Below are 11,294 nucleotides of genomic sequence, written 5' to 3'. Positions count from 1 at the left end.
TTGTAGATCGAGAAGGGCGCTTCAAGGGCGTAGTGGAACAAGCGGAGCTGTTTTCGGTGGTCGGTCGTCTGGGCCAATCTTGTATCCCATCCAAGGCCTACGGCCCGCTAGCGCGAACGGAAAGGGATCCGGGGGAAGACTCTCTTTTCGCGGTCTAACTAACCATGATCTTCCTGGCCAGAAAAAAATAGGCCAGGGCCGCCACACATCAGCCACTTGGATGATCCTATTGAGGCCGGTAGTCTTGACAAGCAAGGTGAGTTGGCCTCAAAAAATCTCAAAAGCTGCTTCCAGGTAATCAACCAACACATAGCTTGCCCCTTCTTGAGAGGGCCGGCGCTCTATCAAGACGACATCAAAGCGGCAGGACAATTCGCAAAAGTGAGGATGCTGACTCAAGAAGGCCTGGGCAGCTCGGATCAAGCGTCGCTGCTTGGGGATCGCAACCGCCAAAAGCCCACCTTGATCCCAGCTACCGGGGCTGCGGGTTTTCACTTCTACAAAAATCAGCACATCTGCTCTGTGGGCAACCAGATCCAACTCACCCCAACGGCAGCGCCATTGCTGAGCCAGGATCTGCCAGCCTTGCTGACACAGATATTGCCGCACCCAGCCCTCTCCAGCATCGCCTGTATTCTGGCGGGAAGCTCTTCTGGGCAAGGGATCCATGAAAAAATACCAAGAAAAAACCAGTGCTCAGCTCTAGTGGGCGGAGCCATTGCCGTGATATTTGTCGGTGTCGTAAAAGCCGTTGCGGGTGCCGAAGTAAAAACTTGCCAAAGAGAGGGCAAGAGCAACCCCCACCAAGACTAGCTTTGCATCCACGTGGTCTTCTCCTGATTTTTTCTTGAACCGTGACCATGATAACCTGTCTCTCCTGCATAGTTGCGGGAAGCAGCATCAACATCGGCAAGGCACGGCATGTCAGGGATCCCAAAGGGCTACGGGCGCGAACGGAGAGCTTTTCTTGATGAGCTGAGCATGCTACCATTCAGGCTGGAAAGGGAGTAGTCAGGCGGCTTACCGCCCTCTGCATCGACATACTGGCTGAAAACAGCCCGGTGCAAGAGACAAGGCAAGCAGAGGATCTTGCTTTGGTGACGAGACTTTCACTGAGTTCACGCGGAGGTGAGCTTGGTGAGTCCGTCTGACTTCTCCAGCCTTCGCCTCCGGGTGTGAGCCAATTCCACACACAAGAGAGGTTGGAGGCTAAACAATGTGGGCTGGTTTTGCGTCCAGTTTGTTATTGGTCACGGTAGCGGAATTTGGGGACAAGACCTTTTTTACCCCCCTGATTCTGGCTATGCGCCACCCGCGCCGCTGGGTTTTTTTGGGAACGTGGCTGGCTTTGGCCGCTATGACCTTGCTGGCGGTGGTGGCCGGGAAAGTGCTTTTTAAGCTGCTGCCACCCCTGGGTGTGCGAGTGCTATCGGCTGGAGTTTTCGCGGCTTTTGGACTAAGAATGCTCTGGCAAGCTTACCAAATGACTCCCCAGCAGGAGAAGGAAGAAGAGAAAGAAGCCCTCAGACTGGTGGAGCAAGCCGAAGCAAAAGGCGCTGGCCACGGCGGGGCTTGGGCTGTTGTGTGGGAGGCCTTTAGCCTGACCGCCTTGGCCGAGTTCGGGGACAAAACTCAGATTGCTACCGTTTCTTTGGCAGCCACCCATCCGGGATTGAGTGTCTGGGCAGGGGCCACCCTCGGCCATGGGCTGATGGTGGGGTTGGCGGTGGTGGGTGGTCGCTTCTTAGCAGCCCACATCTCTGAACGGGCTGTGCATTGGGTGGGGGGCGGCTTGTTTCTGCTGTTTGCGTTGGTAACCAGTTGGGAATTGTTAGGGTAAACGATTGTAGTTGTTTCAAATGGTCATGAAACAGTTTGTTGCGTCAGTGAAGCGGAGCACCGAGGAGTGTAGTCGGGTTTGAAATAACCACAACTATAGGATCTGCTTCCGCTTGGACTACAAAATCTCCTCTCGCCTCATATCCCAAGGGTCCGCTCTGTGTTGAGCTGGTCACATTCTGCCTTTTGGCTATAGAACTTCCATGAAGTCGGGAGAAAAAGTTCGGATTATCCAAATTCCTGTTCGATGATCCGCCAGCGGGCAGTAATCACTCCTGGCTCTAAGCTGAGGCGGCTGACAACCTGTTCTAGAGCCTGGTCATCGCGGGTTTGAGTAACCAGCTCCGCTTCGACTTTAACGAGGTCGGGCTTGTTCTCCAGATCTTCGCTGTAGAGAGCTCGCAATTTGAGATGGGAAGGGGCTATGCCCTGCAGCAGCAGAGCGCGCAGGTGGGCTTCCGCATGGCTTTTGCAAATAAATGAACACTCATAGACCAGTTCCAGTTCTGTGCCTTTGAGGGGCTGCTGGTTGATGCGGTAGCCCAAGGGGCGCAGCAGAATATTGGAAATCAGCACAGCTCCTGCCCCAATAGCGGCTTGGGGAATATACCCCGCCCCGGCAAAGGCTCCCACGGCAGCCGCACACCAGATGGTGGCAGCGGTGTTCAAGCCGCGCACGCTGGCCCCTTCTTTGAGGATGACGCCCCCGGCCAAAAAGCCGATCCCCGACACCACCTGGGCAGCAATGCGGGTCGGGCTGCTTTCATCAGGAGTGAGAACTGAGAGCATGACAAACAAGGCTGAACCGGTGGCCACCAAGGTGTTGGTGCGCAGGCCGGCCATGCGCTGCCGCCACTGTCGCTCCAACCCGATGAGGGATCCCAAAATAAAAGCAACCGTTAGGCGGAAGGTGAAGTCGATCCAGGTCATAGGTCAGGCTCCAGTTCTCGTGGAGGAGTGAGGGCTAGCCGGCTACATCTGGGATCCCAAGGGCTTTGGCCGCCTGTTCCAGAGCCTGCCAGAGGGTTTCCAGTTGAGCAAAGGCCACTTCTGGGGCCAGCTTACCACCTGTTTCTAAAGCGCAGGTTATGCTGACTCGATGGGCGTAGCGCTGCAGCAGCAACCGGAACTGAGCTGTGGTGGAAGGAGCTTTCAAGGTCATGGCACACCTCCTGAACGAATAATCGGATTCAATCTCAAACCAGCTCCCCCAGGCCGGGGGTAGCCTGGGAGCCGAAGTTGGACTGCAAGGGGAAAAGAGCGGCCTCAGAGCTCGACTTCAACGCCGACCAGCCAAGCTACCAGGGTGAAATACACCCAGAGCCCGGTGAAGTCTTTGATGGTGGTGATGAAAGGGTCTGCCCCGGGAGCGTGGTCAAAGCCCAGCTTTAAGAGGATCCAGGGCAGAATCGCTCCCAGAAAAGCTCCCAAAGTCAACACAATGGCCATAGATAGGCCCACTGCGAGACCCAACTGTGGGATCCCATTGGGTGCTCCCTGCCAGAAGTAAGCAATCACCCCAGCCGCAACCCCTAGAATGACACCAATAATGCCGCCAATACTGGCTTCTCGCAGCAAGTAGCCAAGAAACTGCTTCACGTTGATATGGCCCCAGGCGAGACCACGGGCAAAGATGGTGGTGGATTGGGTGCCAACATTGCCGCCCATATCCATGATCACCGGGATGAAAACAGCCGCCGCTGTAACTGCCTGCAACACTTCCTCAAAGGTTTCAATCACTCCCCCCACCAACATGCCGCCGATCAGGGTGATGATCAAAAAAGTGAGGCGCAAACGCACAGAATACCAGCGGGATCCCTTGACCAGCCGCTCGCTCCACACCTTATCGCGGCTGAGCAAGCTAGCCACCCCGGCCTGGGCCAAAGCCGCATCCGTAGCCTCCTCTTCCACCAAGTTGATCACATCCTCAAAGGTGATATCCCCCACCAAGCGCCCTTCGCTGTCTACCACCGGAATGGCCGGCAAGCCGGAATCCTTAAGCAGGCGGGCTGCTTGCAAATCTCGATCGGTAACCCGAGCAACAATATCCGATCCTTCGATCAGCTCCCGAATGGGTAGGTCGGGATCCACTTTCACCAGCCGCACGGTGCGCACCAGACCTTTGTAGAACCGCTGGTCATCGACCGCAAAGATGACATCCAGCTCGTCGTCCCCCAGTTGGGAGTCGCGCACGCTGGCCAAAGCGGCCCCGACGGTGAGGGTATCGCGCACCGCCAAGTAGCGCAGGTTCATCAGCCGACCGGCACTGCGCTCCGGGTAGTTCAGCAGGATATTCACGGCTTCACGGGCTTCTGGGCTGAGGTTGGCGATCAGCCGCTTGGTAACTTTGGCCGGCAGCTCCTCAAATAGACGCACCCGCTCGTCTGGGGGTAGGGCTTCCACCAGCCGGATCACCTCTGGGTCTTCCATGCTGCGGATGAGATCGGCCTGTTCTTCGGGCCGCAGATACTCAAATACCGCCATAGCTTTGTCTTTTTCCAACAGGCGAAAAGCCAAAACCCGCTGCCGTGGAGAAATCTCCATTAACTGCTGCACCAGCTCGGCAATAGGGGCACGATTGGCCGCTCGCTTGGCGGCTTCCAAAGAGGCGGGAGAGAGAAGATCGCGAAGCATGTTTTGCCGCATAACAAACCTCCGAAGGTTGAAGTTAGCCGGATAAAAGACCCGGAGGGCAACGGCCAACTCGTGCTCCAAAGCTCATGGGAGCCCTGAAGCTGAACGCCTCACAAAGCCTTAGACCCGACTCGAAGCCCAAAAGCCCAAGTCGATAAAAGGGATCCCCTGGCCCACGAACACCTACAAAAGCCAAAGCCAGGGGAAGTCCCCTTTGAAGCACTCCTGATTTTCCCTTTTCCGATGCTCAGGTCGAGCTCTGCTCAGCCCATCTGTTCGTCGCCGACCGAGAGAGCCACCCAAGCCAGAAGCTATTTGAGAAAGCTCTCCTGCCCCTTCGCGTTGGCGAAACGGGATCCTCTCAAGCGACGACTGAAGCTGTCAGCGGGAAAAAGGAAGACACCAGTAGGATGTAGGTCTCCAAGGATTTGATCCCCGAAGAGCGATCCTTGCCGGCCAGTGCTACAACTGCCAGAAGCGTCCATGGTGTTGAACGTTTTCCTCCAAGAAAGTTGAACCGGAACAACCCGGACAGCCTGAAGAGGATCTCTTCAGCCCTTTTTAGGCTAGTTGCCGGAGGGGGATCCCGTCAACCTTTTTCTGTCCGGCATATCCGGTGAACGATCAGCGGAGTGGCTGGGGAGCTAAGATCGGGGTAAGTGAACAAGAGAGCACAACCTCTTCCGGGTTCTGCTCCCAGCCTGACTGAGCAAAATCCCTATCCTGGCGGCTTGTGAGCTTGGGGAAACCGCTGCCCATAAACCTATGGCCACCCTTCCCCTGGTTTCTGTGATCTTGGGCACGCGGCCCGAAGCCATCAAGCTGGCCCCGGTGATCCAAGCCCTGCGCGCCAGTCCCCATCTGCGCACCGAGGTAATCTTGACCGGGCAACACCGGGAGATGGTGGATCAGGTGATGCAACTTTTTGGCCTGCAGGCGGATCGGGATCTAGGGATCATGCGTCCCCGCCAAAGCCTGACCGATATCACCGAAGCCACCCTGCGCGGCCTTGAGCCTTATTTTCAGGAGCGCCAGCCCCAACTGGTTCTGGTGCAGGGCGACACCACCACCGCCTTCGCTGCTGCTCTGGCCGCTTTCTATCAACGCATCCCGGTGGGGCATGTGGAAGCCGGCCTGCGCACGGATGATCTCTACCATCCTTTCCCCGAAGAGGCCAATCGCCGCCTCATCTCCCAGTTGGCCAGCCTGCACTTTGCCCCCACCCCCCAGGCGGTGGAGAACCTTAAGCGCAGCCACGTGGTCGGCTCCATTTACTGCACCGGCAACACCGTCATCGATGCCCTGCTGCAGGTGGCCTCCCTCGGGCTCCCCTGTCCCATCCCTGGCCTGGACTGGGAGCGCTATCGGGTTTTGTTGGTTACCGTGCACCGGCGGGAAAACTGGGGGGATCCCCTCACAACCATCGCCAAGGCCCTGCTGCAACTTTTGGCCGAGTTCCCCGATACCGCCCTTCTGTTGCCCCTCCACCCCAACCCGGTGGTGCGGGATCCCCTGCAGGCCCTGTTGGGATCCCGGGAGCGGGTTTTTCTCACCGATCCCTTGGACTATCCCTGCTGGGTGAGCGCCATGCAGCGCTGCACCTTCATTCTCAGCGACTCCGGCGGCATTCAAGAAGAGGCGCCAGCTTTGGGCAAACCGGTGCTGGTGCTGCGGCAAACCACCGAACGCCCGGAAGCCGTTGCCGCCGGCACCGCCCGCCTGGTGGGCACCCACCCCGAAAAAATCCTGCAGGCGGCCCGAGAATTGCTCACGGATCCCCAGGCCTATGCCCGCATGGCTCAAGCCCAAAACCCCTTCGGCGACGGCACTGCCGCCCGGCAAATTCACCACATCATCGAGCGGTGGCTTAACTCGCAAGGCCCCAAAAAATAAACAGGAACTGAGGAAGCCCAGACCGTTACTGGGAAAACCGTTTCTTTACCTGTCGCTTTTATTAAGATGGCCAGTTAAATGGACTCTGAAGCGAACAAAGAGCAAGAACCATGAGCACAACTGCCACCACCGTTGTCCGGGTGCCGATTGTGGAGGCAACCCCCGAAAATGTGCGGCCCTTCGGCCAACTGCTGGGGGACGATGTAGCCCATCCCGGGTTGGGGATCCCTTTTTATCAGGGGCGTGTTTTAGAAGGGCAGAACATTGACTTTCAATACACCGGCAAGGCCGTTATCCGTACTGCTAAGATCCTGCCCGGCTACCCGCCTGTGCTCTGGTTGGAGCGCCACCTGCGCATGACCCAGTTGTTTGTCGGCCTGGGGCAGGAGCCGTTCATCATGGTGATGGCTCCCCCCAACCGTCCCAAAACCCTCCCCGATCTCGACAAAGTGCAAGCCCTGCGATTCCCCCCTGGGCACGGGCTGCTGCTGCACCGCGGCACCTGGCACGATTTCCCCGTCGCCGGCGAGCGCCCCGTTGTCGTGCTGACCGCCAACTCCGAAGAAGTGGTAGAGGCCCTGGCCAGCATGACGACGGCCCAGGAAATGGATCAGGGGGACGTGTTTAAAATTTCCCTGCCCCAGCGGCTGAACGCGGAGATCCATTTGCAGCCGCTCTAAGCCTATGGGCGGATCCCTGACGGCAACCCTCCCCCTGACTCTTTCGGCGCGGAAGCCTTCGGGTAGTTTGCAGAATACCCAAACCTCAGCATTAAAAATCGGCAAAAATTGGCGATTGGTCTGCCAGGCTCTAATTGGGAGGGGTGAGTATTATCGAATACTCTGAAAAGAAAACGCAAGGTTAGCTTTTAGGCAAGCGCAAGCTCGGCTCCGACCGAAGCGCGCTGGGGGCAACAGTTTGCCCTAATTTGGGCTCTACCTACTAGGTGTTCGGGAATACATACCCTTCGATAGGAACCTCGCTTGTACAAAAGAGGAAGCTTAACTGCGAGAGAAGATTCATAGGCAAAGTACGAAAGCTGCATCCGCCTATGAAGATCCACAAACGTCTTCACCGTTGGCATCGGGGGAGAGTTGACTTATATTAAATCAGCTAGCATGTTCAATATTTGCCAGAATTAAGCTATCTTGAGGGCTGACATGCCATCCAACAATTGGTCGGACTTCCATCCCCCCAATCCTGGGCAAGGCTTGGAGCAAGCCCAGTCAACGCCTTCCCCCTGGAGTGAGCGCTACGTGGGGGAGGACTCTCAGGTCGAGTACGAGAGAAACGGAGCCCAGACCAAGGCGGCGGATCATCCAGAGGAGAACATGCCGAGCAATGCCGCGAAAATTAAGGTGGTGGGCGTGGGGGGTGGAGGTGGCAACGCGGTCAGTCGGATGGCGGCCAGCAACCTCAAGGGTGTTGAGTTTTGGAGTATCAACACGGATGCTCAGGCCCTTGCGCAGTGCTCGACATCAACGGTGAGCCGTCTGCAAATCGGGCAAAAGTTAACCCGCGGGCTGGGGGCAGGCGGCAACCCGGCCATTGGTCAGAAAGCCGCCGAAGAGTCCAGCGAAGAAATTGCAGCAGCTCTCAAAGGGGCAGATTTGGTCTTTATCGCCGCCGGCATGGGAGGGGGCACAGGGACAGGGGGAGCGCCTGTGGTTGCCCAGATTGCCAAGGCCAGCGGCGCCCTGACGGTGGGGGTGGTGACGCGGCCTTTTTCCTTTGAGGGCAAGCGGCGCACCAAGCAGGCTGAAGAAGGGATCCAAGCGCTGCAGGAGGCGGTCGACACCCTGATCGTGATCCCCAACGACAAGCTGCTCTTGGTGATCTCCGAGCAAACTCCTGTGCACGAGGCTTTTCGCGTCGCGGACGATGTCTTGCGTCAGGGGGTGCAGGGCATCTCCGACATCATCCTCATCCCCGGCATGATCAACGTGGATTTTGCCGATGTGCGCAGCGTGATGGCCGATGCTGGCACCGCCCTGATGGGCATTGGCATGGGATCCGGCAAGTCCCGCGCCCGCGAAGCCGCCATTACCGCCGTGTCTTCTCCCCTACTGGAAACTTCCATTGAGGGGGCCAAGGGCGTGCTCTTTAACATCACCGGCGGGCTGGATCTGTCATTGCACGAGGTCACAGTAGCGGCCGAGATCATCGCCGAGGCTGTGGATCCAGAAGCCAACATCATCTTCGGCACCGTGCAAGACGAGCGTATGCAAGGGGAGGTGCGCATCACCGTCATCGCCACCGGTTTTGACGGATCGCGGGCCGCCGCCAGCGCTTCTGCACCCAAAGCCTCTGTCGCCAACAAGGTGGGGGTGGGGACGCGCAAGCCCACCTTTCCTAGCCCTGAGCCATCGCCTCGGCAGCCCCCTGAGCCTGAGCCCCCTGCTTCCGGGGGCTTGGACATTCCCGAGTTTTTGCGCCGCCGCCGCCCTCCTTCGTAGGGTAGAGTAAGGGGATGCGGCTATCCTGGTGCCGGTTGCTGAGAGTGGGGAGTGCTTTGGGGTTAAGCCATGAACATTGTTGTCTTGGCAGGGGGTCGTTCGGCAGAACGTCAGGTTTCTTGGGTAACGGGCAAAGCCTGTAAGCGGGCTTTGGAAGATTTGGGCCATCGGGTGAAGCTGATCGACCCGGAGGAGGATCTGCCGCTGCGCCTTTGGCAGGAACGGCAGGCCGGCTGCGACTTCGTCTGGATTGCCCTGCACGGCCCCGGCGGCGAGGATGGGGTGGTGCAGGGGATGCTGGAGTGGCTGGGCCTGCCCTACCAGGGATCCGGGCCGTTGGCCAGCGCTCTGGCCATGGACAAGCTGGTGTCCAAGCAGATCTTTCGCGGCGCAGGGATCCCCACCCCTGAGTGGCTGGTCTGGGATGAAGCGCAACCGCTCTCCTGGGCCGAGTGCGTGGCGCACTTGGGATCCCCGCTGGTGGTGAAGCCCAGCAACAACGGCTCGACGGTGGGGATCAGCATTGTCCAGGATGAGAGGTCATTTGCTCAGGGGCTGGAGTTGGCCAGCTCGGTCTCCTCGCGGGTCTTCCTGGAGCGCTACATTCCCGGCAAGGAGATCACCCTCTCCATCCTCTCCGGCCAGGTTCTCCCGGCGATTGAGATCATCCCCGCCCAGGGGGATTTTTACGATTATGAAGCCAAGTATGCCCCCGGCGGCTCGCGGCATTTGATCCCCTGTTCCCTCACGGGGTCAGGATTGGCCCGCTGCGAGGCGGCAGGGCTGAGGGCCTATCAGGTGTTGGGATGTGAGGGCCTGGCGCGGGTGGATCTGCGGGTGGATGCCGACGAGAACCCCTGGGTGCTGGAGGTGAATACGTTGCCCGGCATGACCCCCACTTCGCTTTGCCCTGATGCGGCGGCAGCTCTGGGCTGGACGTTTACGGAGCTGGTGGAGCGGATGCTGCAGGATGCCCTGCAAAGGGCGGCTTCGACTCGCCCAGCCCCGTCTGGATCCCGGCCTTCACCACAGCCGGCTTGATCCCCAGCCAGGCTGCTTTCTAGAGAAAGAAAAGGAGCAAAACCAAAACCGCCACCCCCATCCCGACCATCAGCACCGCCGGCCACAGCCAGGCAATAGGGGATCCGCCTTTGCCAGCAGCTTTCTTGTCGGCAGCCTTTTCTCTGGGCTCAGGCTGGGGGCCAGCGGAATCGGGAGCAACCAGCGTCGGATCCTGCAGCAGCCGATTGCTTTGTTTTTCCAGCACGAGCGTGGTCTCCTCAGCACCCAAGAGAGGATCCCGCAGCGGCTCGGTTTGCTGCCACTCGTATTCGGAATGTCCCGAGGTGCGTCCATAGACCGTCACCTGCTCCAGGCCGGATAGGCCAAATGCCTCCAGCGCGGCTCGCACCTGTTGGGTGAGATGGGGGTAGTCGAGCTGGGTTTGCGGGGAGCGGTTGAGGAGAACGTGCAAATGGCCCTGGCGACGTTTGACGGCAATTTTGACAGGGACAGCCAAGCTGGCCTGCAACGCCTGGGCAATCTCAGCTTCCGTCATTGAGTTTTATTCCGGTGAAGGCAAGTTAATTCTAATACAGGCATGGGACAGGCGCTGGGAGTGGCGGCAGCGGCTTCGGGGTAAAATGTAATCCGCATCCCCAATCTGCCCGCCCAGGAGTGATTCCCCGGCAGATCCCGGCATACAACTAGCAGTCTTATGCAAGAAAAAGCCATCGTCCGCAACTATTTCAACACGGTCGGCTTCGAGCGCTGGCGCCGCATTTACGGCAACGAGGAAGTCAATTTCGTCCAAAAAGATATTCGACTGGGCCATGCCCGCACGGTCGAGACGGTGTTGCAATGGCTGGGGGATCCCTCCGGTTTGCGCATTTGCGATGCCGGCTGCGGGGTGGGCAGCCTTAGCTTGCCTTTGGCCGCCCGCGGGGCGCAGGTGTTCGCCAGCGACATCTCGGAGCAAATGGTCAACGAAGCGCGTCGCCGCCAACAGATGGAGCTGGGATCCACAGACAACCCCCAGTTTCAGGTTTTGGATTTGGAGGAACTGACAGGGGAGTACGATGTCGTCGTCTGCCTGGATGTGATGATCCACTATCCCGAAGCCGACGCCCTGCGCATGCTCAGGCACCTGACCGGACTGGCCAAGTCTCGTCTGCTCTTCAGCTTTGCTCCCAAAACTCCCTGGCTGACGCTGCTGAAGAAAGTGGGGGAGTTTTTCCCCGGCCCCAGCAAGACCACCCGCGCCTATCAGCACCGCGAGGCGACGCTGGTGAGCCACCTTACTGAGTGGGGCTGGAAAGTGCAACAACGGCAAACCATTCAAAGCCGCTTCTACTTTGCCTGGCTGCTCGATCTGGTGCGCTGAAGCCGCCGCCCAGTTACAGTCGTTTCCAATGGCAATGAAACCGTTCGTTGCCTCGATCCCTAACTCCCCTCTCCCTGAGGGAGAGGGGC

12 protein-coding genes are annotated in these 11,294 nt (G+C 58.6%); 6 read left to right on the top strand and 6 right to left on the bottom strand.

Translation table 11 applies throughout. The annotated features are described in order from the left end of the window. Positions 1-267: 267 nt before the first annotated feature. Both NW853_RS00215 and NW853_RS00210 read right to left on the bottom strand, forming a co-directional pair. Entirely contained in the window at positions 268-669 is a 402-nt protein-coding gene (locus NW853_RS00215) for a YraN family protein (protein ID WP_414335068.1), read from the bottom strand. Positions 670-702: 33 nt separating this feature from the next. Continuing rightward, positions 703-825, bottom strand: a complete 123-nt coding sequence (locus NW853_RS00210; protein WP_414335069.1) for a hypothetical protein — start codon at positions 823-825, stop codon at positions 703-705. Between the two features lie 391 nt (positions 826-1,216). Between NW853_RS00210 and NW853_RS00205 the strand changes: the two genes are divergently transcribed. Beyond that, positions 1,217-1,840 (top strand): TMEM165/GDT1 family protein, encoded by a 624-nt coding sequence (locus NW853_RS00205; RefSeq protein WP_414335070.1) that lies wholly within the window; start codon positions 1,217-1,219, stop codon positions 1,838-1,840. A 227-nt stretch (positions 1,841-2,067) separates the two neighbouring features. On the opposite strand, the gene NW853_RS00200 is transcribed toward NW853_RS00205, so the two are convergent. The 3 genes from NW853_RS00200 to mgtE all read right to left on the bottom strand — a co-directional run bounded on the left by NW853_RS00200 (position 2,068) and on the right by mgtE (position 4,473). Continuing rightward, the gene (locus NW853_RS00200; RefSeq protein WP_414335071.1) at positions 2,068-2,769 is read right to left on the bottom strand and encodes an MgtC/SapB family protein; all 702 of its coding nucleotides are present in this window, start codon (positions 2,767-2,769) and stop codon (positions 2,068-2,070) included. A 34-nt stretch (positions 2,770-2,803) separates the two neighbouring features. Next, entirely contained in the window at positions 2,804-3,001 is a 198-nt protein-coding gene (locus NW853_RS00195; protein WP_414335072.1) for a hypothetical protein, read from the bottom strand. A gap of 104 nt (positions 3,002-3,105) precedes the next feature. After that, the gene (gene mgtE, locus NW853_RS00190) at positions 3,106-4,473 is read right to left on the bottom strand and encodes a magnesium transporter (protein ID WP_414336797.1); all 1,368 of its coding nucleotides are present in this window, start codon (positions 4,471-4,473) and stop codon (positions 3,106-3,108) included. A gap of 765 nt (positions 4,474-5,238) precedes the next feature. On the opposite strand from mgtE, the gene wecB reads away from it, so the two are divergent. From wecB to NW853_RS00170, 4 genes are all read left to right on the top strand, one after another. Beyond that, positions 5,239-6,366, top strand: a complete 1,128-nt coding sequence (gene wecB, locus NW853_RS00185) for a non-hydrolyzing UDP-N-acetylglucosamine 2-epimerase (protein WP_414335074.1) — start codon at positions 5,239-5,241, stop codon at positions 6,364-6,366. Positions 6,367-6,476: 110 nt separating this feature from the next. Then, complete coding sequence (locus NW853_RS00180) at positions 6,477-7,046, top strand: ureidoglycolate lyase (RefSeq protein WP_414335075.1); 570 nt, start codon at positions 6,477-6,479, stop codon at positions 7,044-7,046. 651 nt (positions 7,047-7,697) lie between these two features. Further along, positions 7,698-8,822, top strand: a complete 1,125-nt coding sequence (gene ftsZ, locus NW853_RS00175) for a cell division protein FtsZ (RefSeq protein ID WP_414335080.1) — start codon at positions 7,698-7,700, stop codon at positions 8,820-8,822. A 69-nt stretch (positions 8,823-8,891) separates the two neighbouring features. Then, positions 8,892-9,863: a D-alanine--D-alanine ligase gene (locus tag NW853_RS00170; RefSeq protein ID WP_414335076.1), complete on the top strand. Its 972-nt coding sequence runs from the start codon at positions 8,892-8,894 to the stop codon at positions 9,861-9,863. 19 nt (positions 9,864-9,882) lie between these two features. Here NW853_RS00170 and NW853_RS00165 read toward each other — a convergent pair whose 3' ends face one another. Continuing rightward, complete coding sequence (locus tag NW853_RS00165) at positions 9,883-10,380, bottom strand: hypothetical protein (protein WP_414335077.1); 498 nt, start codon at positions 10,378-10,380, stop codon at positions 9,883-9,885. Positions 10,381-10,539: 159 nt separating this feature from the next. On the opposite strand from NW853_RS00165, the gene bchM reads away from it, so the two are divergent. Next, positions 10,540-11,205, top strand: a complete 666-nt coding sequence (gene bchM / locus NW853_RS00160) for a magnesium protoporphyrin IX methyltransferase (protein ID WP_414347080.1) — start codon at positions 10,540-10,542, stop codon at positions 11,203-11,205. The last annotated feature ends 89 nt before the right edge of the window (positions 11,206-11,294 follow it).

Origin of the sequence: Synechococcus sp. H55.11 (assembly GCF_047462475.1) — a bacterium.
In the GTDB taxonomy this organism is placed as follows: domain Bacteria; phylum Cyanobacteriota; class Cyanobacteriia; order Thermostichales; family Thermostichaceae; genus Thermostichus.
This window is presented reverse-complemented; position numbering and strand designations above follow the sequence as displayed.